The sequence below is a fragment of the Rhizobium leguminosarum genome (assembly GCF_002953715.1).
In the GTDB taxonomy this organism is placed as follows: domain Bacteria; phylum Pseudomonadota; class Alphaproteobacteria; order Rhizobiales; family Rhizobiaceae; genus Rhizobium; species Rhizobium leguminosarum_V.
Window position 1 is genome coordinate 1860916 of the sequence record NZ_CP025012.1, and the last position, 19768, is coordinate 1880683.

At 60.5% G+C, this 19768-nt stretch carries 19 protein-coding genes and 1 pseudogene; 9 read left to right on the forward strand and 11 right to left on the reverse strand.

Annotated features, from left to right (window positions below; genetic code table 11):
• Window positions 1–111 precede the first annotated feature (111 nt).
• Window positions 112–657, forward strand: a complete 546-nt coding sequence (locus tag CUJ84_RS09525; protein ID WP_105005993.1) for a hypothetical protein — start codon at window positions 112–114, stop codon at window positions 655–657.
• Window positions 658–679: 22 nt separating this feature from the next.
• Here CUJ84_RS09525 and CUJ84_RS09530 read toward each other — a convergent pair whose 3' ends face one another.
• The gene (locus CUJ84_RS09530) at window positions 680–1327 is read right to left on the reverse strand and encodes a MarC family protein (protein ID WP_018242015.1); all 648 of its coding nucleotides are present in this window, start codon (window positions 1325–1327) and stop codon (window positions 680–682) included.
• 236 nt (window positions 1328–1563) lie between these two features.
• Between CUJ84_RS09530 and gyrA the strand changes: the two genes are divergently transcribed.
• Window positions 1564–4398 carry a DNA gyrase subunit A gene (gyrA, locus tag CUJ84_RS09535; protein ID WP_105005994.1) on the forward strand — a complete coding sequence of 945 codons (2835 nt, stop codon included), beginning with the start codon at window positions 1564–1566 and terminating at the stop codon, window positions 4396–4398.
• 186 nt (window positions 4399–4584) lie between these two features.
• On the opposite strand, the gene CUJ84_RS39175 is transcribed toward gyrA, so the two are convergent.
• From CUJ84_RS39175 to CUJ84_RS09540, 3 genes are all read right to left on the reverse strand, one after another.
• Window positions 4585–4719, reverse strand: coding sequence for a hypothetical protein (locus CUJ84_RS39175; RefSeq protein ID WP_018445350.1), 135 nt, complete (start codon window positions 4717–4719; stop codon window positions 4585–4587).
• Between the two features lie 36 nt (window positions 4720–4755).
• The gene (locus CUJ84_RS38290) at window positions 4756–4911 is read right to left on the reverse strand and encodes a hypothetical protein (protein ID WP_003539654.1); all 156 of its coding nucleotides are present in this window, start codon (window positions 4909–4911) and stop codon (window positions 4756–4758) included.
• Between the two features lie 122 nt (window positions 4912–5033).
• The gene (locus CUJ84_RS09540) at window positions 5034–5321 is read right to left on the reverse strand and encodes a hypothetical protein (protein WP_105005995.1); all 288 of its coding nucleotides are present in this window, start codon (window positions 5319–5321) and stop codon (window positions 5034–5036) included.
• Between the two features lie 136 nt (window positions 5322–5457).
• Between CUJ84_RS09540 and coaD the strand changes: the two genes are divergently transcribed.
• The 5 genes from coaD to tgt all read left to right on the forward strand — a co-directional run bounded on the left by coaD (window position 5458) and on the right by tgt (window position 9396).
• On the forward strand, window positions 5458–5952 hold the full coding sequence (gene coaD / locus CUJ84_RS09545) for a pantetheine-phosphate adenylyltransferase (RefSeq protein WP_105005996.1): 495 nt from the start codon (window positions 5458–5460) through the stop codon (window positions 5950–5952).
• A 42-nt stretch (window positions 5953–5994) separates the two neighbouring features.
• Window positions 5995–6567, forward strand: a complete 573-nt coding sequence (locus tag CUJ84_RS09550) for a peptidylprolyl isomerase (RefSeq protein ID WP_105005997.1) — start codon at window positions 5995–5997, stop codon at window positions 6565–6567.
• Between the two features lie 29 nt (window positions 6568–6596).
• Window positions 6597–7106: a peptidylprolyl isomerase gene (locus CUJ84_RS09555; protein ID WP_003559389.1), complete on the forward strand. Its 510-nt coding sequence runs from the start codon at window positions 6597–6599 to the stop codon at window positions 7104–7106.
• Between the two features lie 76 nt (window positions 7107–7182).
• Window positions 7183–8265: a tRNA preQ1(34) S-adenosylmethionine ribosyltransferase-isomerase QueA gene (gene queA / locus CUJ84_RS09560; RefSeq protein WP_105005998.1), complete on the forward strand. Its 1083-nt coding sequence runs from the start codon at window positions 7183–7185 to the stop codon at window positions 8263–8265.
• Window positions 8266–9396, forward strand: coding sequence for a tRNA guanosine(34) transglycosylase Tgt (gene tgt, locus CUJ84_RS09565; protein ID WP_105005999.1), 1131 nt, complete (start codon window positions 8266–8268; stop codon window positions 9394–9396).
• Window positions 9397–9616: 220 nt separating this feature from the next.
• Here the strand turns inward: tgt and CUJ84_RS09570 are convergent, their stop codons facing one another.
• Complete coding sequence (locus tag CUJ84_RS09570; protein WP_245457568.1) at window positions 9617–9865, reverse strand: hypothetical protein; 249 nt, start codon at window positions 9863–9865, stop codon at window positions 9617–9619.
• A gap of 331 nt (window positions 9866–10196) precedes the next feature.
• On the opposite strand from CUJ84_RS09570, the gene CUJ84_RS09575 reads away from it, so the two are divergent.
• Window positions 10197–11447 carry an acyltransferase family protein gene (locus CUJ84_RS09575; RefSeq protein ID WP_105006000.1) on the forward strand — a complete coding sequence of 417 codons (1251 nt, stop codon included), beginning with the start codon at window positions 10197–10199 and terminating at the stop codon, window positions 11445–11447.
• A gap of 475 nt (window positions 11448–11922) precedes the next feature.
• Here the strand turns inward: CUJ84_RS09575 and CUJ84_RS09585 are convergent, their stop codons facing one another.
• The 5 genes from CUJ84_RS09585 to CUJ84_RS09605 all read right to left on the reverse strand — a co-directional run bounded on the left by CUJ84_RS09585 (window position 11923) and on the right by CUJ84_RS09605 (window position 16922).
• Entirely contained in the window at window positions 11923–12351 is a 429-nt protein-coding gene (locus tag CUJ84_RS09585; RefSeq protein WP_105006001.1) for a DUF4864 domain-containing protein, read from the reverse strand.
• Window positions 12352–12433: 82 nt separating this feature from the next.
• Window positions 12434–13699, reverse strand: coding sequence for a beta-ketoacyl-ACP synthase II (gene fabF, locus CUJ84_RS09590; protein WP_105006002.1), 1266 nt, complete (start codon window positions 13697–13699; stop codon window positions 12434–12436).
• A gap of 13 nt (window positions 13700–13712) precedes the next feature.
• Entirely contained in the window at window positions 13713–14219 is a 507-nt protein-coding gene (locus CUJ84_RS09595) for a winged helix-turn-helix transcriptional regulator (RefSeq protein ID WP_105006003.1), read from the reverse strand.
• A 38-nt stretch (window positions 14220–14257) separates the two neighbouring features.
• Entirely contained in the window at window positions 14258–14563 is a 306-nt protein-coding gene (locus tag CUJ84_RS09600) for a hypothetical protein (RefSeq protein WP_105006004.1), read from the reverse strand.
• A gap of 232 nt (window positions 14564–14795) precedes the next feature.
• The gene (locus CUJ84_RS09605) at window positions 14796–16922 is read right to left on the reverse strand and encodes a calcium-binding protein (RefSeq protein ID WP_105006005.1); all 2127 of its coding nucleotides are present in this window, start codon (window positions 16920–16922) and stop codon (window positions 14796–14798) included.
• A gap of 261 nt (window positions 16923–17183) precedes the next feature.
• On the opposite strand from CUJ84_RS09605, the pseudogene CUJ84_RS09610 reads away from it, so the two are divergent.
• Window positions 17184–19552, forward strand: a pseudogene (locus tag CUJ84_RS09610) (alpha-amylase family glycosyl hydrolase).
• Window positions 19553–19571: 19 nt separating this feature from the next.
• Here the strand turns inward: CUJ84_RS09610 and CUJ84_RS09615 are convergent.
• On the reverse strand, window positions 19572–19760 hold the full coding sequence (locus tag CUJ84_RS09615) for a hypothetical protein (RefSeq protein WP_027684703.1): 189 nt from the start codon (window positions 19758–19760) through the stop codon (window positions 19572–19574).
• Window positions 19761–19768 lie beyond the last annotated feature (8 nt).

Here is a 19768-nt window from a genome sequence, read left to right on the forward strand (position 1 = left end):
GAGAGAGCATGATGCCTTGGATGGCGTCATGCTCTTTTTCTTTGATTTCGCGGCAGATGATTCAGACCGCATCCGCCTGAATGATTTCGCACCATTTTGGGGAATTTCTGAATGAGCTGCCACATCTTTAAGAAACCTTCCGGTACGCGCCTCCGACTTTGGTTGGACCAGGCCCCGCCGTCGATGGATTCAACTCGATGCCATCTGTGGGAGAGTAAAGTTTTTGTCAGCGGAGAAGGCACTCCTCATCGGAAGAGCGTTGCAGCGGAAATAGCTCGGCCGGTTGGAGGCCTAACTGTATATGGTCTGCTGTCAGTCACCCTGGATCAGTCCATTAAAACGCAAGGTCTGCAGGTGAATGTCCCAATTGAACGTACCAAAGGAGAGAGTTGGTCCCTATCACTTGCTCCAAGTTACGACAAAGTGCTTACCGGATTTGCCGCGGAATACATTCCGGGCCTTTTCAAGGGGATAGAGGATCTTAGTGAGGGTGCATTACCCAGTTTTGGAATTCTCTCTTTTGATCGCATGGCACATTCGGACATAGGTTCGTCGATAGATATTTTTCGCGAGTTGACGAGAGCTATCGTGCGCGCTTTGGCTATGAAGCAGGTTCCTGAAACACCGGATGAGGCGTTCGCACTTCTCGAAGCTTAGATTGGAGGGCGCTCAAGTTTTTTCAATGCGGCGTCGCGCTGATGAGATTGAGCGCCGATTTCGCGCCGTCGACGACGAATTGTGCGGCGAGGGCGGCGAGGATGACGCCGAGAAGCCGTGTGAGGATCGCCCGGCCGGTGACGCCGAGGAAACGGTCCAGCCGTTCAGCGACGAGCAGCATGAGGAAGGTCAGCAACAGATTGGCGGCAAGGACGCCAATCAGTTGCGCCTTTCCGACGGATGTCGCCAGCGTGCCGGCAAGCAGGATCGTCGCCGAGATCGCGCCCGGGCCGGCGATCAGCGGCAAGGCGAGGGGAAAGACGGCGATATTCTCGATATGATCCTTGGTGATCGCCACCTCGGTGGCCTTCTCCTTGCGGTCCTGGCGCTTCTCGAAAACCATCTCGAAGGCGATCCAGAAGAGCAGCAGCCCGCCGGCGATGCGGAAGGCGCCGATCGAAATCCCGAGCACGCTGAGCACGCCGGCGCCGAACAGCGCGAAGACGGCGAGGATGATGAAGGCGATGGTCGAGCCACGCAGCGCCACCTGCGTGCGCTCACTGCGGCTCATGCCTGTCGTCAGGCCCAGAAAGATCGGTGCGAGCCCCGGCGGATCGATGGTGACGAGCAGCGTCGTGAAGGCGTTGATCAATTGGTCGGCGCTTGCCATCGGCTCTCCGGAACCCCATATGAGTGCGTGGTTTTTATGATTGTGAAGCGGGGATTCCGATTTGGCAAATATCCCGCGGCGGCCCGCGGCGGATTTGTCCGGTCCGGCCGCGCAACTTGCATGTTTTACCGTCTTTAAGCCGCAAAAGCCTGTTCAAAACGCGCTGTGAAATTGGCGCGGGAACAGGCTTTCCGCTATAAATCTTCAAGTGATTCTAGAAGAGATCGTGATCTGTTTTGACTGAGCAAACACCCCCCGGCGGCGGGAAGCTCCCGCCAGGCATCGAGCCCATCTCCATCATGGAGGAAATGCAGCGGTCGTATCTCGATTACGCCATGAGCGTCATCGTCAGCCGCGCGCTGCCCGACGTGCGCGACGGCCTCAAGCCCGTGCACCGGCGCATCCTCTACGGCATGTCCGAGCTTGGCATCGACTGGAACAAGAAATACGTCAAATGCGCCCGCGTCACCGGTGACGTGATGGGTAAATTCCATCCGCACGGCAATTCCGCGATCTATGATGCGCTCGCCCGCATGGCGCAGCCCTGGTCGCTGCGGCTGCCGCTGATCGACGGCCAGGGCAATTTCGGCTCGGTCGATGGTGATCCGCCGGCGGCCGAACGTTATACCGAATGCCGCCTCGAAAAGGCTGCCCATTCGCTGCTCGACGATCTCGACAAGGAAACCGTCGATTTCCGCGACAACTACGACGGCACGCTCTCCGAGCCGGTCGTGGTGCCCGCCAAGTTCCCGAACCTGCTCGTCAACGGCGCCGGCGGCATCGCCGTCGGCATGGCGACCAACATCCCGCCGCACAATCTCTCCGAAGTCATCGACGGCTGCATCGCACTGATCGACGATCCGGCAATCGAGCTGCCGGAACTGATCCAGATCATTCCCGGCCCCGATTTCCCGACGGGCGCGAAGATCCTCGGCCGTGCCGGCATCCGCTCGGCTTATGAGACCGGCCGCGGCTCCGTCATCATGCGCGGCGTCGCTGCCATCGAGCCGATGCGCGGTGACCGCGAGCAGATCATCATCACCGAGATTCCCTATCAGGTGAACAAGGCGACGATGATCGAGAAGATGGCCGAGCTGGTGCGCGACAAGCGCATCGAAGGCATCTCCGATCTGCGCGACGAATCCGACCGCCAGGGGTATCGCGTCGTCGTCGAACTGAAGCGCGATGCCAATGCCGAGGTCATCCTCAACCAGCTTTATCGCTATACGCCGCTGCAGACGTCCTTCGGCTGCAACATGGTGGCGCTGAACGGCGGCAAGCCCGAACAGCTGACGCTGCTCGACATGCTGCGCGCTTTCGTCTCGTTCCGCGAAGAAGTCGTTAGCCGGAGAACGAAATTCCTGCTGCGCAAGGCGCGTGACCGCGCCCACGTGTTGGTCGGTCTCGCCATTGCCGTCGCCAATATCGACGAGGTCATCCGCGTCATCCGCCAGGCGCCCGATCCGCAGTCGGCCCGCGAAGAGCTGATGACCCGCCGCTGGCCGGCGGCAGATGTCGAAAGCCTGATCCGTCTGATTGACGATCCGCGCCATCGCATCAATGACGACCTGACCTACAATCTGTCGGAAGAGCAGGCGCGCGCCATCCTCGAACTGCGCCTCGCCCGCCTGACGGCCCTTGGCCGCGACGAAATCGGCGACGAACTCAACAAGATCGGCGAGGAAATCAAGGATTACCTCGATATTCTCTCCTCGCGCGTCCGCATCCAGACCATCGTCAAGGACGAACTTCTCGCCGTCCGGGACGAGTTCGGCACGCCGCGCCGCACCGAGATCGTCGATGGCGGCCTCGAAATGGACGACGAGGACCTGATCGCCCGCGAGGACATGGTCGTCACCGTCTCGCATCTCGGTTATATCAAGCGCGTGCCACTCACCACTTACCGCGCCCAGCGCCGTGGTGGCAAAGGTCGCTCCGGCATGACCACGCGCGACGAAGATTTCGTTAGCCGGCTATTCGTCGTCAATACCCATACGCCAGTGCTGTTCTTCTCCTCGCGTGGCATCGTCTACAAGGAGAAGGTCTGGCGCCTGCCGATCGGCACGCCGACCTCGCGCGGCAAGGCGCTGATCAACATGCTGCCGCTCGCACCCGGCGAGCGCATCACCACGATCCTGCCATTACCCGAGGACGAGACGAGCTGGGACAATCTCGACGTCATGTTCTCGACGACGCGCGGCACGGTTCGCCGCAACAAGCTGTCGGACTTCGTCCAGGTCAACCGCAACGGCAAGATCGCCATGAAGCTCGAGGAGGAGGGCGACGAAATCCTCTCTGTCGAGACCTGCACCGAAGATGACGACGTGTTGCTGACGACCGCGCTCGGCCAGTGCATCCGCTTCTCCGTCGACGACGTCCGGGTCTTTGCCGGCCGCAACTCGATCGGCGTGCGCGGCATCACGCTTGCCGGCGGCGACCGCATCATCTCGATGACCATCGTGCGCCATGTCAACGCCGAACCTTGGGAACGTGCTGCCTATCTGAAGCGCGCCGCCAACGACAGGCGCCTGACGACGGGCGAGGCCGAGGAGATCGCGCTGGTCGGCGAGGAAGTCACCGAAGAGGGACAGCTGAGTGACGAGCGTTACGAGGAGCTGAAGCTGCTGGAGCAGTTCGTCCTCACCGTTTCCGAAAAGGGCTTCGGCAAGCGTTCGTCCTCCTACGACTTCCGCATCTCCGGCCGCGGCGGCAAGGGCATCCGCGCCACCGACACGTCGAAGACTGGCGAGATCGGCGAACTGGTCGCGGCCTTCCCTGTCGATGACGGCGACCAGATCATGCTGGTCTCCGATGGCGGCCAGTTGATCCGTGTGCCGGTCGGCGGCATCCGCATCGCCAGCCGCGCCACCAAGGGCGTTACCATCTTCTCGACGGCCAAGGATGAGAAGGTCGTCTCGGTGGAGCGCATCAGCGAGCCGGAGGAGGATGAGACGGAGGAGGCTGTCGACGTTGCCGAAGGCGCGCCTGCTACTGATGAAGGTGCTGCCGATGAAGGTGGCGACGAGGCGCCGATTGCCGATGGTGATCCGACCGGGCCTGTCGAAGAGTGATCAAATGAACGGGGCGGCTTCGAGCCGCCCTTTTCTTTTCAGGCCGCCCTTTTCTTCTCAAATCCGAAATGGATTGAGATCACGCCCAAAGAAAAAAGCCGGAGGCTGGATGCATCCGGCTTTGAATAGCCCCGGCGACCGAAGGGTGCCGCTCAAGGGTGGGAAGAGGGTGGTAAGAAAGGAATGTCAGAACGCTCTATGTTTTTCGTTCAGAGCCTTCACCTCTTCGCCTTCACGCCGGAGCGCAGAAATCGTCGAGGCCACAGACACGATGAACATCACGCTGATGAGGGCGGTGAGCACTGTCAAGATCGTGAACATAGGCATTCCTTTCCTGGGGAGTTGCGTTCTCGCCCCTCAGTACTGGCCCAGTACGGCCGTCCGGGCCGAAGCATAGGGTCCATAAACCTTGGACGTATCAACCTTCTGATCATAGAGAGCGACAGTTGCGGTCAGCATGCCCGTGACCATTACCATCCAGAGCACGTTAATCATCGTAATCTTGCCGGGCATTTTTAATCCTTCCGCGCCGCTCTATGTATCGGTTGAATGAACGCATCCGTCTGTAAATGGTTCCGCCGGATGTTGATCGGGTGTTTACCAATGGCGATCTGAAGCGACCTTGAATGTCTCGTTCATCTGGCATTCAGATTCGAAGCTCGTTTTTCGCGCAGCCGGCCCTGGGCGCGCACGATCGCCGCATGCTCGGCAAGCTCCGGCCGCACCCAGCTCATCTCGTATCGATCGGCGAAATAGCCATAGGCCATCTCGGCGGCGAGGGAGGAAACGACGGCAAGTGCAACGAGCACGATCAGCATGGACCTGGTCTTTCGGGGAGCGCCGGATGCCGGAATGGCATCGGCGGCTTTGATGATCGGAATTAAGCAGATCCTGTCTGAAACGGTCTTGAACGCGCCATTCATCCGCCGTTTAACCGCCCGGCGCCTAACGTCCTTTACGTGTCTGAAAAGACGCGCGGCGCTCTAGCCGGAGCTGGGCAAATCACTTGCGGCAAGGCGTCATCCGTGACAAAAGGCGTCAAACCAACGGTCGGGCCACATGACGACAGCTTTCTATCCGGGGTCCTTTGACCCGATCACCAATGGGCATGTGGATGTTCTGGTCCAGGCGCTCAACGTCGCCGAAAAGGTGATCGTCGCGATCGGCATCCATCCCGGCAAGGCGCCGCTCTTCTCCTTCGAAGAGAGAGCCGAGCTGATCCGCCGTTCTCTGGCTGAAGCGCTGCCCGGCAAGACCGGCGACATCACCGTCGTCGCCTTCGATAATCTGGTCGTCGATGCCGCCCGCGCCCATGGCGCCACGCTGTTGATCCGCGGTCTTCGCGACGGCACCGATCTCGATTACGAAATGCAGATGGCCGGCATGAACAGGACGATGGCGCCCGATCTCCAGACGATCTTTTTGCCGGCGGGTACGGCCTCGCGGCCCATTACCGCCACATTGGTCCGCCAGATCGCCGCCATGGGCGGCGATGTCAGCGCTTTCGTGCCGGCCGCCGTCTTGCAAGCCCTCACATCCAAGCGCCCAAACTAGCAAGCGCAAAGACCAGGCGGAACCCGCCGCAATGGAGCTCATATGAAACTCTTTTATCTCGCATTTGCCGGCGTGTTGTACCTCGCCTCCTTCGCGGGGGATGCCTTCGCCCAGTCGGCCGATCATTATCTCACCGTCCAGTTGAAGGATGGCCCCGTCGTCATCCAGCTCATGCCTGACGTGGCGCCGAAGCATGTCGCCCAGATCGAGGCGCTGGCTAAGAAGGGCGAATATGACAACGTCGCCTTCCACCGCGTCATTGACGGCTTCATGGCGCAGACCGGCGACGTCAAATACGGCAACATGGAAAAGGGCTTCGATGCGAGCCTCGCCGGCACCGGCTCTTCCGACTTGCCGGATATTCCGGCCGAATTCTCCAAGACCCCGTTCGTGCGCGGCACGGTCGGCATGGCCCGATCGCAGGATCCGAATTCCGCCAATTCGCAGTTCTTCATCATGTTCGCCGACGGCTCCTTCCTGAACGGCCAGTACACCGTCGTCGGCAAGGTCGTCTCCGGCATGGAGAACGTCGACAAGATCAAGCGCGGCGAAGGCCAGAACGGCGAAGTTAAAAGCCCGGACCGGATGATCAAGGTCACCCTGGGCAAGAAGTAAGTTAAGAGAGAAAACTAGAGGAGAAGATAATGGCCGAGATCAAGGATCCCGAAAACACCGTCATTCTGGAAACCACCAAGGGCAAGGTTGTCATTCAGCTTTTGCCGCAGGTCGCCCCGGAGCATGTCGCCCGCATCAAGGAACTCGCCCGCGAGAAGGCCTATGACGGCGTCGTCTTCCACCGCGTCATCCAGGATTTCATGGCCCAGACGGGCGACGTCGAATTCGGCAAGAAGGGCTCGGAAACCTTCAATCCCGGCCGCGCCGGCATGGGCGGCTCTTCGAAGCCGGATCTGAAGGCCGAATTCTCCGCGACCACGCATACGCGCGGCACTTGCTCGATGGCCCGTTCGCAGAATCCGAACTCGGCCAATTCGCAGTTCTTCATCTGCTTCACCGACGCGCCCTGGCTGAACAAGCAGTATTCCGTGTGGGGCCAGGTCATCGAAGGTATGGACAACGTCGACAAGATCAAGCGCGGCGAGCCGGTTTCCGATCCGGATTCGATCGTCTCCATGCGGGTTGCCGCCGACGTCTGATTGTGATTTCTGCTGAAACCCGCCCTTGCGTGTCAACCGCGCGGGGGCGGGTTTCGCTTTGCCTGAAAGTGCCCTGATGCGCGTAGACCTTTTCGATTTCGAGCTGCCGGATGAACGCATTGCGTTGAGGCCCGCCGAGCCACGCGACAGCGCGCGCCTGCTCGTCGTCGATCCGAATGCGGAAAGCCACCTGTCAGATCATCGCGTCGGCGACCTCACGTCCTTCCTGCGGGCTGGCGACGCGCTGGTCTTCAATGATACCAAGGTCATTCCCGCCCAGCTCGAGGGCATCCGCTATCGCGACGGCGCCGGCGGCCAGCAGGTGTCGGCAACGCTGCACATGCGCACTGGCCCCAGCCGCTGGAAGGCCTTCGCCAAACCCGGCAAGCGTATCAAGGAGGGCGACCGCATCGCCTTCGGCCATTCCGGCGAAAGCTGTTTCCTCGGTTCGCTCGATGCCACCGTCGAGGAGAAGGGCGAGGCCGGCGAGGTGACGCTGCTGTTTGATCTCTCAGGCCCGGCGCTCGACGAGGCGATCGCCGCCGTCGGCCATATTCCGCTGCCGCCCTATATCGCTGCCAAGCGCCCCGAGGACGAGCGCGATCGCGCCGATTACCAGACGATCTATGCCCGCGAGGAGGGTGCCGTCGCCGCCCCCACCGCCGGCCTGCATTTCACGCCTGGTCTATTCGAGGCGCTTGATAGGGCCGGAATCGAACGCCATTTCGTCACGCTGCATGTCGGCGCCGGCACCTTCCTGCCCGTCAAGGCCGACGATACCGCCGATCACCGGATGCATCTGGAAAGCGGCACCGTCAGCGCTGCGACGGCCGCGCGGCTGAACGCCGTCAAGGCAAATGGCGGGCGCATCGTCTGCGTCGGCACGACCTCGCTGCGTCTCATTGAAAGTGCGGCGGAAGAGAGTGGCGAAATCCGCGCCTGGAGTGGCGCCACTGGCATCTTCATCACGCCGGGTTACCGCTTCAAGGCCGTCGACATGCTGATGACCAATTTCCACCTGCCGCGCTCGACGCTCTTCATGCTGGTCTCTGCCTTTTCAGGCCTCGATACCATGCGCGCCGCCTATGACCACGCCATTCAGACGGGCTACCGCTTCTATTCCTATGGCGATGCCAGCCTTCTCTTCCGGAAAGACTAGATGACCGACACCTTCCAATTCACGCTTGACAAGACCGATGCCGGCGCCCGCCTCGGCCAGGTTTCCATGCCGCGCGGCGAGATCCGCACGCCGGCCTTCATGCCGGTCGGCACCGTCGGCACTGTGAAGGCCATGTATCTCGACCAGGTGCGCGAGACCGGCGCCGACATCATCCTCGGCAATACCTATCACCTGATGCTGCGCCCGACGGCCGAGCGCGTCGCCCGGCTCGGTGGCCTGCATAAGCTGATCCGCTGGGAACATCCGATCCTGACGGACTCGGGCGGCTTCCAGGTCATGTCGCTGTCCGGCCTGCGCAAGCTCGACGAAAGGGGCGTTACCTTCAAGTCGCATGTCGACGGCAGCCTGCACCACATGTCGCCGGAGCGCTCAATAGAAATTCAGGGGTTGCTCGGCTCCGATATCCAGATGCAGCTCGACGAATGCGTGGCATTGCCGGCCGAGCCGAAGGAGATCGAGCGCGCCATGGAAATGTCGCTGCGCTGGGCCGAGCGCTGCAGGGTCGCCTTCGGCGAGCAGCCCGGCAAGGCGATGTTCGGCATCGTCCAGGGCGGCGATATTCCGGCGCTGCGCATCCGTTCGGCCGAGGCGCTGAGCCAGCTCGACCTCAAGGGGTATGCGATCGGCGGCCTTGCCGTCGGCGAGCCGCAGGACGTTATGCTGCAGATGCTGGAAACGACGCTGCCGGTACTTCCTCTGGAAAAGCCGCGTTACCTCATGGGCGTCGGCACGCCTGACGATATCCTGAAATCGGTCGCCCGCGGCATCGACATGTTCGACTGCGTCATGCCGACCCGCTCCGGCCGCCATGGCCTGGCTTTTACCCGCCGCGGCAAGGTCAATATCCGCAATGCCCGCCATGCCGAGGATATGCGCCCGCTCGACGAACAGTCGAACTGCCCGGCATCGCGGGACTATTCCCGCGCCTATCTGCACCATCTCGTCCGCTCCAACGAAGCGCTCGGCGGCATGCTGCTCTCCTGGCACAATCTCGCTTATTACCAGGAACTGATGCAGGGCATCCGCAAGGCGATCGCCGAAGGCCGCTTCGCCGATTTCATGGCGGAAACGCAGGAGGAATGGGCGAGGGGTGATCTCCAACCCGTGTAGAGCATGTCGTGCAAAACCGTGCAGCGGTTTTGCGATAACGACATGCGTAAAAACAAAGACCTAAAGCGCGAGGAGCGAATCTGAAAGATCGCGACGCGCTTTAGTGCCCCTCGGTTAATCAGCGAGCAGCCGTGCAGCTCCCGACATCAGCCGGCTTGACGCGGCCGGCCTGAAGATCGCTCCAGTGCGGTATTGACAGGTCAGGACCTCCGATCGATGCCTAAAACGTAGCATGGTCCACTTTGATGAGCCGTCCGCTTGAAAGGATGCTCACCATCTTATTCTTGTTGACATAGGCCAGGCTGGCATCCAGCCGGCAGAAGAACCGCTTGCTACCGTTCGAAACGACCCAGCCGTAGTCGCCGGCCTTCCCCTCGCTGAATTTGCCGATGGCATAATTCTGCCCTGCAAGCTTGGAAAAGGATTCCGCCTGCGCAATGCCCGGCATGACGGCAAAGCCGATCACCACGGCGGCGACCGAACGTCACAAGGTGGAAAACCTCTTCGCCAAGCTCAAAGACTGGCGGCGCAGGCCCGATAGGACCTATGCGCTCACACCTTCTTCTCAGCTATCTACATCGCAGCAACAGTCATCTTCTGGCTCTGATTAACGAGTCCTGGGCCTCGCCGCGTACGAAAACAATGCTCTCTCAATGCACGCCCAAATCTCCCCCTTACCTTTCGTTGAAAAACACATCGTAAGGTGCATCCAAAAGATGCGCCCCATCATCCTGGCGGCGTCCTCGACGCCGCCAGGATGATGGGGTTGCCAGCTAGGTGTCGCGTTTGCGGAGAATGTGATGAAGAGCTTTGGAGCGATGCTGGCGGGCTATGGGGGCTTTGGTCCGGGCTTCAATTTTCTGCGCATTGCGCTAGCATTCTCCATTGTTTTCTATCACGTTCTCACCAATTCCGGCCACTGGGCGCTGGCGCACGGCCCAGTGCTGTGGTTCCTTGAATACAGCCTGGTGCCGATGTTTTTCGCCCTGAGCGGCTTTCTGATCACCGGCAGCGCCCAGCGTCTCAGCCTAGAAAATTTCCTGCTCAATCGCGCCTTGCGCATCGTTCCGGCGCTCGCGGTCGATATTCTGGTGTGCGCCTTCATCATTGGTCCGGCCGTTACCACGCTGCCGCTCGGCGAATATTTCACCGATGCGGGCTTCTTCGCCTATATGCTGAACATTATCGGCTGGGCGCATTTTGAACTGCCAGGTGTCTTCTCAGGCCACCCCGTGCCGCAGGTCAACGGCGCACTGTGGACCATTCCCTGGGAGATCAACTGCTACATCATCATGTCGGTCATGATGGTCACAGGTGTGGTGCGACGGGCAGTGGCAACCGTCCTGCTGCTAGCGGTCTTTGTCGTCGCGGGCCTTGCAGTCGAGTATTTAACGTTTGCGGAGGCAGGGGACGTCTCTGGCCTACATACGCTCTTCGTCGGCCGAGGCGCCCAACTCATCACGGCCTTCCTGTGCGGAATCCTTGCCTATCAGTTGCGCCACAGGATCCCGATGAGCAGGATGCTGTTTGCTGCCTGCATTGCCGTTGCGCTCACCGCCATGCTCCTGCTCGAAATGAGTGCAACCGAAAGTGTCGCAAATCGCCTAGTGCTGATGCCTGTCCTTACCTACATCACCATCTATGCCGGCCTGTCGCACCTGACACTGCCGAAGATTCTGGAGGGCGGCGATTATTCGTATGGCGTCTATCTCTACCACGTGCCCTTCATTCAACTCGCTATCATGCTCGGGCCGCCGATCCTCGTCGGCACGGTAGTCGGCATTGTCATGCTGATTTTGATGGCAGGCACTATCGTCCTCTGCGTCGCCGCAGTCTCCTGGCACTTGATTGAAAAGCCAATCCTGTCCCTCAGGAAGCGCTATTCGCTGGCGGCTAGGATGATCGCGGCAGGTGAGGACCGGGCAGTATCCGGAGCAAAACCGGCGCCTGCGCCAACATCGAACGGAACGGGAGCTTGCGTCTCGCACGCGCATCAGCCTTTGCCGGCCAGTGAATTTCCTGGTTATGGCCAAAACTCTCAAGCTCAATAGACCTGCACGGCAGAAACTGATTTCGGCTCAGCTTAAGGTGACGTAAATGCAAGTGTTATACGGGCGAACCAAGGGCGGACTGAACTCGAAGCTCCATGCCGTCTGGGATGATGACGGCCGGCCGATCATCATGCTGCTTTGAAGGCCAGCTGAGCGACCACAAGGGCGCCTGGTCGTGCTCAACGCGTTGCCAAGCGATTGCCTCATCGCCGATAAGGGCCTACGTCTGCACCTGGCTCCGCCAAGAGCTCCTCGACAGGGCATCGAGCCCTGCTCCCGCTCTCAAAAGCCGGAACAAAGGGTACCTACGACAAAGTCCTCTGTCATCACGGACACAAGGTCGAGAATTTATTCGTCAAACTCAAGGATTGGAGGCGCATCGCAACACGCTATGACCGATGCGCCCACGCCTTCTTTTCTGCAATCTGCATAGCAGCTTCTGTCATCTTCTGGCTGTGACTAACAAGACCTGATCCTAGATACCCTTGCTGTCGGTATTCGGCACGATCTGCACGCCGTTGATCCTGTAGCTGCCGTCCGGCTGGCGCATGATCTGGTAGATCGCTGTCCAGTCCTTGCCGTCGCGGCCTGAGATCAGCACCTCGTGATAGATCAGCGCGCCGTCGTCGATCGAGCGGCTGCGCCCGAAGGCGTAATTGCCGGGATGATAGACCGGCTCGTAGCTCTTCTTCACCATGGCGAAGAACAGGTTCTTGTCGGGATACATCGCCTTGATGCCGGGGGCGGCGAAGGAATAGGCGGTCTCGGCATCGTCCTTGAGGAAGGCCTTGATCTGTTCCTCGATCATAGTCCGCGTCGTGTCGATCGGATCTTCGGCGCGGGCCGACACGGAGGAGAGGGCGGATGCGGCACACAGGATGAGAACTGCGAAGAAGGCGCGCATGGATTGATCTCCGGCTCTGTCAGGGAAACGATCCCCCGACAGGCGGAAGTGTAGGCGAATTCTGGCGCAAGAAAAGCGGACTTTACGACCAGCGCCGAAAGAGGGCGCTGGCATTCACCCCACCGAAGCCGAAACCGTTGGTGATCGCATAGTCCATTACCAACGGCCGCGCTGTCTTGCCGACGATATCGATGCCGTCGGCGGCGGGATCCGCATGCTCCAGGTTGCGGGTCGGCGGCGCGATCTGGTCGCGCAGCGCAAGGATGGTGAAAATCGCCTCCAGCCCGCCGGCGGCTCCGAGCAGATGCCCCGTCGCCGATTTCGTCGCGCTGACGGCAATGCCGCCATTGCGGCCGAAAACCGTGCCGATCGCCGCGATCTCACCCCTGTCGCCGACCGGTGTCGAGGTCGCATGTGCGTTCAGATGCCGGACCTCCGAAGCCGGGATCTTCGCCTGCTTGAGTGCCGCCTCCATCGCCCGGCGGGCGCCGTCGCCGTCTTCGGGCCCTGAGGTCATGTGGTAGGCGTCCGCCGCCGTGCCGTAGCCGACGAGTTCGGCGAGCGGTGTGGCGCCACGGGCAAGCGCATGCTCCAGTGTTTCGATGACCAGGATGCCGGCGCCTTCGCCCATGACGAAACCGTCGCGGGCCGTGTCGAAGGGCCGAGATGCCAGTTCCGGCGTCTCGTTGAAGCCGGTGGAAAGGGCACGCGCAGCTGCAAAGCCGCCGAGGCTCACCTTGTCGATGCAAGCCTCGGCACCGCCGCAGATCGCCACATCCGCTTCACCGGAGCGGATCAGCCGCGCCGCATCGCCGATCGCTTGGACGCTGGCCGCGCAGGCCGTCACCGGAGCACCCAGCGGCCCCTTGAAGCCGTAGCGGATGCTGACCTGGCCGGCGGCAAGGTTGACGAGGAAGGACGGCACGGTGAAGGGCGACAGCCGCCGCACGCCGCGCGTTTCGCCGATCCGCACCGCTTCGGCGATCGCCGGAAAGCCACCGACCCCCGACGCGATGATCGTTGCCGTGCGCTGGCGCTCGCCTTCGTCGGTCGGCATCCAGCCGGCCTGTATTACTGCTTCTTCCGTCGCCGCCATGGCGAAGTGGATGAAGCGGTCCATCTTCTTCTGGTCCTTGGGCGTGATGTAACGGTCGGGATCGAAACCGGCCTCAGCATCTTCCGCGATACCGGGAACGATGCCGCCGACCTTGGCCGAGAGTTCGCCGACGATATCCTCCGCCAGCACCCCCAGCCCCGAACTGCCATCGAGAAGGCGCTTCCAGGCAGGTTCGACGCCGGTGCCGAGTGGCGAGACAAGTCCCATGCCGGTGACAACGATGCGATCCATTTCCTTTTCCTTTCTATCCGTCGATTCCGAGATACCAGGCGCGCATGCGGGCGATGCGCTCGTGCACCTCATCATCGGCGGCGGGACCTGCAAGCAGGCTGGTGTTTTCGGGTGTCACTTGTTCGCCGGTGCGCGCATCGACCAGCATCGTCTCGCGCTCTGTGCCGGAAGCCGCATCGCCCAACAGAAAGGCGAGGTCCTCCTGGGGGATGTGCCGGCTTCCCCAGGAAAACAGCGTCATCAGAACAGGAAAGAAATCACGGCCCTTGTCCGTCAGCAGATATTCGTAGCGGGCAGGGCGCTGATGGTAGAGCCGCCGTTCGAACAGCCCCTTTTCCGTCAGATGTTTGAGCCGCCGCGTCAGGATGTTCGGCGCCACGCCGAGGCTTTTCTGGAATTCGTCGAAGCGCGAAAGCCCCTGGAAGGCGTCGCGCAGGATCAACATGCTCCACCAGTCGCCGACGCTGTCGAGCGCGCGCGCCGCCGGGCATTTGACATCGCTGAAGCTTGTTCGCTGCATGGCTGCTGTCACTATAGCAGTGACTATCATCATGCAAGTTACTTTCTGGCGTCGCCCTCGAAAATGCGGGCGAGCAGAATGGCGGTGACGAGCATGCCGGCCGCCACGAAGATCGTATCGCCCGGCGTGCCGATATAGAGCGGCCCGACATTGGCAAAGAGCAGGAAGGCGACGAGGAAATTCGCCCAGCCCCAGACGACATTGGCTGTCGGCGAGCCAAGCTTTGCCCCTTGCGCGAATGGGATGCGAAACGGCCTGCCACTGACGCCGTTGACGAAATGCGGGACGCCGTTGGTCAGAAAGGCCGCGGCGATGAAGTGGGCGATATAGGCGATCCAGGGCAAAGGCTTCTCCGTTGCGGCACGAGTGGGGTCAACGGAGAATGTGGCCGGGAATTTCATGCCGGCAAGAGGAGGCTAAAGCATGTCGCGCAAAAGTGTGCAGCGGTTTTGCGGCAACGACATGCGTAAAAACAAAGAGTTAAAGCGCAAGGAGGGAATCTGAAAGATCGCCACGCGCTTTAGAAACGCACGTGGTGCGGCAACCCGCCGCCGAATAGCGACGGGTCTGGCCGGGTCAGATCAGCACGAAATCCTTGAAGTGAAGCGCCGGAGAATTGTCGAGATCGGCGACATGGATTGCCGCACCCGCGGCACTTCCATCCGCATCAAAGGATAGAATGCCCCTAGTCTGGTCGTAGATCAGTCTATCGTCAGCTTCGAGCGCTTTCGTTCCGACAACGAAATTCTCATCCGAAAATCCGGATAGGCTGAGTGCGGCGAAAATCGAATGGTCGAGCAGCAGCTTGTCGCCGGCCGCCGAGGAGAAATCCCGGATCTTGTCGATGCTCACATTGTCGGGCTTAACGTCGAAAACGAAGGAATCGGCCCCTCCGCCGCCGGTCAGAATGTCTGCGCCGGCTTTGCCGATCAGCTTGTCGTTGCCGAGCCCGCCGCTCATCTGGTCGGCGCCCTTGCCGCCATTGAGACTGTTGCTGCCGTCGTTGCCGGTCAGCACGTTGGACGTGTTGTTGCCCGTCGCGCTGAGATTGGCCGTTCCGGTCAAGGCAATGTTCTCGATCGTTCCGGCCGTGCGCTTCAGATCGGCCAGGCTGAAGGAAGTCGAAGCCTTGACGGTGTCCTTGCCGGATGCCCCTGTTTCATCGGCAAAATCGCCGGCATTGTCGACCACATAGGTATCGTTGCCGGCGCGCCCCGACATGTGGTCGGCGCCCGTGCTTCCATCGAGGATATTGTTGCCGGAATTGCCGGTGAGAACATTCGCCAGGCCATTCCCGGTGCCGTTCAGATTGGCGGTGCCGGTCAGCGTCAGATTCTCGACGTTTCCGATCGTATGCGCCGTATCCTTGAGGCTGAAGCTGATCGACGACATGACGGTATCGGTTCCGCTACCCCGGCTTTCGTCAACGATTTGAGCGGGGTTGCTCACGGTGAATATGTCATTGCCGGTGCCGCCATAGATATGGTTGGTTGCCGGCGGCGGCGTGCTGGCGCTGCCGCCTTCGATGTCGATGATAACGGGATGGTCGACGACATCAACCGTCAGGGACGAGACATCACTGAGGCTTTTGATCGCCGTCGTTCCGATCAGCGGGTCGAAGACCTTCACGGAGCCGAACGAGGCGCCGAGATTGACTTTGACGGCCGTTTTTGCAGCCTGAATCGCGGTATCGGTGGACTGGTTCCAGATATCGGGCTCGTTCCAGATGGTGATCTGGTAGCTTCCGTCCGATTTTTCCGTCAGCAGGCTACGGGCCGAGGACGGCAGGCCGTCGATCGAATAATTGAGGGTCCCCGTGCTGAAGCTCGCCTTCGCAGCGCCGTCGTCCGCAAGGATTTCGGTCAGATTGTGGATCGCCGTCGCAGCCGGCTTGGCGGAATAGTCGAGATGAAAAAGGCCGAAATGCTTTTCCTGATTCGTGCCCTGCGGATCGGAATAGGCGTCCAGCAGCTCGTAGATGAACGTCTGTTTCGATCCGAGTGCGGCGCCGTCCATCAGCGTATTGAGCAGGAGCTTTGCCTGCGTCGCTTCGCTGACGCCTTCCCAGCCGCCATTGGTATCGGCGGTCAGCGAGGTGTGGTAACCGGTTTCGGTGATCGCCAGCGGCTTGCCCGGATCGGCAGCGCGCTGAACGCCGGATTCTCGGGAAAGCCATGAATATGGCTGGTCGCCATCCTTGGCATAGGTGTGGATCGTCGTGTAGTCGGAGGCGGAAGCGACCGTATATCCGGTAAAGCCGAGAACGGGGATGTTTTTCAACAAGGGATCGGCGTTGACGGCGGCAGACAGGTCCTTCTGGTAGGCGACCGCTGCGGCCTGGCCGCTCAGGCCATGGTAGCTGACCGGCCAGTTGTTGACCTCGTTCGGACCTTCGATTCCGACCACCGATCCGGGGTGGGCCTGCACGAAATCATGTAGCCGCTGGGCGATGGTGGCGGGGTCAACTTCCCGCTGGGCGCTGAAGACGAATTGCACGCCGGCCTCGGCCGTATCGCCGAGATGCGTTTGGCCGTTGGGATCGGAAGCGGAGTTGGGGGCGTGATCGCGGACTGTATCAAAACCAAGATAGTCGAGAGCCTTAACAACTTCTCCGACACTGGAATATTTTCCGTCGGTGTAGTCGATATGCGTGTCAATTCCAAAGGAACGAATAATATCGTTTATTATAACGGCTTGAGCCATAAGTTCTTCTCCCAGTTTACGAGGGAATTGGCGATGGGAATGAATCCCTATTTGTTGATGCCAATTCGATTTAATACACGAGGAGGGTCGTGCGGCGCGGTCTCGTTAACCATGATATGTTGTTGCGAATGTGGCCCGTTTCGGATTGTATTTATTATGAAATCTGCGCTTGCATTTTTTCGTCCGGCCGGCTGATCATGCCCGAGTGGGACGGCCCATAGGCAGAGTCTGGCGAAATCCGACATGGATTTGGAGGATCCGATGACCGTCAATGTTCAATTCCGGTTTCGCAGCGGCTTGCCCTCGATGGCGTTCGACAATGTCCGTCTCCGCGGCAGTTGGGACGAGCAAGGCCGCCCCTCGAACGAGTGGACGTCTGTTCCTATGCAGCGTTCTCGTGACGAGGATGGCTATGATGTCTTTGTCGTCAGGGTTCCGTTTCCCGATGATGAGATCGGCACGCATTTTCGCTGGGGGGTCGAACTGGATCGACTTGGCGCTTCAAGCCTGTGGGCGATCGCCGCCGAATTGGATGACGAAGCCTCGACGCGTCGCGAACGCTCTTTCGATCTCCAGCAGGGGACGGCGCAGACCTATTATCTGACATGGATCGGCCGTCTGGGGCGAACCGGGTTGAAAGGCGCAACAGTGCAGACGGCATTCGCTTTTCAGTCTGGGCGCCGAATGCCCGGGAGGTCTTGCTCGTGCTCGCCGATCCCGCCATTGGCTACATCGCCGATGACGGCACCGGAGCGGTCGCAACCATCAGGATGCGAAGGACCGTTGATGGATTCTGGAGCGTTGAAACCGGCGAGGACCACGGCCTTTCCGATTTCGACAGCATGGTCGGCACGCCCTACATGTACCGCGTCACCAGGGATGATGGATCGCTCGCCTACCGCACCGATATCTGGTCCCTCATGCAGATCGGCGCGGGAGACTTCGATCCCGATGGAGCGATCTATCACGGATCGCCGGCGGCATTGGACGGACCGCAAAGCTGTTCGGTCGTCTGCGATCCTAAGCGGGTGGTGCTGCCATCGGGAGAGGAGGTTAACGCCGATGCCTTCTGGGCTGATGAATTCGCCGGCGGTCGAAAGCTTCCCGATCGGCTCGAGGATCTGGTGATCTATGAACTGCATGTCGGCGCACTCGGTTTCGGCAAGCCTGCGCCCGGTACGCTCGATGATGCTATTGCCTTCGTCGAGCATCTCTCGGCACTCGGCGTCAACGCAGTGGAATTGCTGCCGATTGCGGAATTCGAGACGCGGGCCAACTGGGGCTACGGCACCTCGCATTTCTTTGCCGCCGACCAGGGGGCGGGCGGCACCGACCGGCTCAAGATGTTCGTCAAGGTCTGCCACCAGCGCGGCATCGCCGTCATCCTCGATGTCTGTTACAACCACTTCGATCCGGATGGCGAGCGGGCGCAATGGGCCTATGATTCCAACGATCACACCCACAATATCTACTATTGGTACGAGGGACGTCCCGAGGACTATGCCGATCCCAGGGGCGGCTACATCGACAACATTTCGACGGGATGGGCGCCTCGCTTCGATGAGGAAGCCGTCCGCCAGCTTTTCATCTCGAGCGCTGCATTTCTCGTCTCCGTCTGCCATATCGATGGTTTTCGTCTCGATCAGACAAGTTCGATCCATCAATATCCGGTTCTGCATGCCGATGGCCGGCGCGCCGATCGCGCCGCTGCCTTCGGGGCCAAGTTTCTAAAGCAATGGACCCGCACGATGCGGCTGATCAAGCCGCAACTTTTCCTGACGGCCGAGGATTATTCGGACTGGTCGGCAATGACGGAGCCGAGCCTGACCGGCGACGGGCTCGGCTTCGATGCCACCTGGTACGGCGATTTTCATCACAACCTCGTCGAATACCACGGCGGCGCGCAGGCGCAGCTGTTGAAGAATGCCGGTTTCGGGGACAAGCGGGCGCTGACCATGTCGTCTCTTGCCGGCGCTTTGCAGACGAGCGCGCGATCCAAGGTGGTCTACAACCAATCGCATGACGATTGCGGCAATCGTGAAGGATCGGCACGAACCGCGGTTATCGCGGTCAATTTCGCACCTGTTGTCGGTGAGACCCGGGCGTGGGCGGAGGCGAGATCGAGGTTCGCAGCGGCGATGACGCTGCTGTCACCTGGGACGCCGATGTTTTTCATGGGCGAGGAGATCGGCGCCCAGAAGCCCTATCGCTACAATGATTTCCTCGAAAACCGGGAGAATATTCTCGGCGAAGCGGAAGGCAGCGGCGCAGGGATGGTCAGCTGTTATCGCGATCTGATCGCGCTCAGCATCCATCAGGATGCCATTCGCTCGCGCAATATCGCCATTCCGCTGGTTCACGACGAAAATCGGGTGATTGCCTTTCATCGATGGGATGACGGCGAGGATTTTCTTGTCGTGGGGTCGCTGAACGACACTCCCTTCGAACACGGCTACCGGCTGCACAGCGAACGCCTGGGGGATGATCTCTGGGAGGAGATCTTCAATACCGATGCTCACAAATATGGCGGCTGGAACGTCGGCAACGGCGGCGGAAGAATTAGAGCCACGGCGGGCGCGCTCGATGCCGTGCTGCCGGCATCAGGCGTTCTGGTCTTTCGCAGGCTGTGACGCGCCACGCCCGGAACGGTCAGACGAAGCCGAGCGGCAGATTTTCGACTTTCCTGTCATTGCCGTAGTCGCGCTCATGCGGCGAGCGACGGCGCCCGTCGCTGCGAGCGGAAAGGTCGATGCGGTTTTCGGCGAAGATCCCATCGGGCCAGGTGCCGGTGTCATGGCAATCGGCGTCGATCTTGGGGGCAAGAATTTTCAGGATCATCAGGGTTC

What these genes read in the sequence shown, in the direction of transcription:
- CUJ84_RS09595 (WP_105006003.1), bottom strand. Translation starts at nt 14,219, where the DNA reads ATGCAGCGAACAAGCTTCAGCGATGTCAAATGCCCGGCGGCGCGCGCG.
- CUJ84_RS09615 (WP_027684703.1), bottom strand. Translation starts at nt 19,760, where the DNA reads ATGATCCTGAAAATTCTTGCCCCCAAGATCGACGCCGATTGCCATGAC.
- tgt (WP_105005999.1), top strand. Translation starts at nt 8,266, where the DNA reads ATGACCGACACCTTCCAATTCACGCTTGACAAGACCGATGCCGGCGCC.
- CUJ84_RS38290 (WP_003539654.1), bottom strand. Translation starts at nt 4,911, where the DNA reads ATGCCCGGCAAGATTACGATGATTAACGTGCTCTGGATGGTAATGGTC.
- CUJ84_RS39175 (WP_018445350.1), bottom strand. Translation starts at nt 4,719, where the DNA reads ATGTTCACGATCTTGACAGTGCTCACCGCCCTCATCAGCGTGATGTTC.
- CUJ84_RS09550 (WP_105005997.1), top strand. Translation starts at nt 5,995, where the DNA reads ATGAAACTCTTTTATCTCGCATTTGCCGGCGTGTTGTACCTCGCCTCC.
- CUJ84_RS09525 (WP_105005993.1), top strand. Translation starts at nt 112, where the DNA reads ATGAGCTGCCACATCTTTAAGAAACCTTCCGGTACGCGCCTCCGACTT.
- queA (WP_105005998.1), top strand. Translation starts at nt 7,183, where the DNA reads ATGCGCGTAGACCTTTTCGATTTCGAGCTGCCGGATGAACGCATTGCG.
- CUJ84_RS09555 (WP_003559389.1), top strand. Translation starts at nt 6,597, where the DNA reads ATGGCCGAGATCAAGGATCCCGAAAACACCGTCATTCTGGAAACCACC.
- coaD (WP_105005996.1), top strand. Translation starts at nt 5,458, where the DNA reads ATGACGACAGCTTTCTATCCGGGGTCCTTTGACCCGATCACCAATGGG.
- CUJ84_RS09605 (WP_105006005.1), bottom strand. Translation starts at nt 16,922, where the DNA reads ATGGCTCAAGCCGTTATAATAAACGATATTATTCGTTCCTTTGGAATT.
- CUJ84_RS09575 (WP_105006000.1), top strand. Translation starts at nt 10,197, where the DNA reads ATGAAGAGCTTTGGAGCGATGCTGGCGGGCTATGGGGGCTTTGGTCCG.
- CUJ84_RS09530 (WP_018242015.1), bottom strand. Translation starts at nt 1,327, where the DNA reads ATGGCAAGCGCCGACCAATTGATCAACGCCTTCACGACGCTGCTCGTC.
- fabF (WP_105006002.1), bottom strand. Translation starts at nt 13,699, where the DNA reads ATGGATCGCATCGTTGTCACCGGCATGGGACTTGTCTCGCCACTCGGC.
- CUJ84_RS09540 (WP_105005995.1), bottom strand. Translation starts at nt 5,321, where the DNA reads ATGAATGGCGCGTTCAAGACCGTTTCAGACAGGATCTGCTTAATTCCG.
- CUJ84_RS09585 (WP_105006001.1), bottom strand. Translation starts at nt 12,351, where the DNA reads ATGCGCGCCTTCTTCGCAGTTCTCATCCTGTGTGCCGCATCCGCCCTC.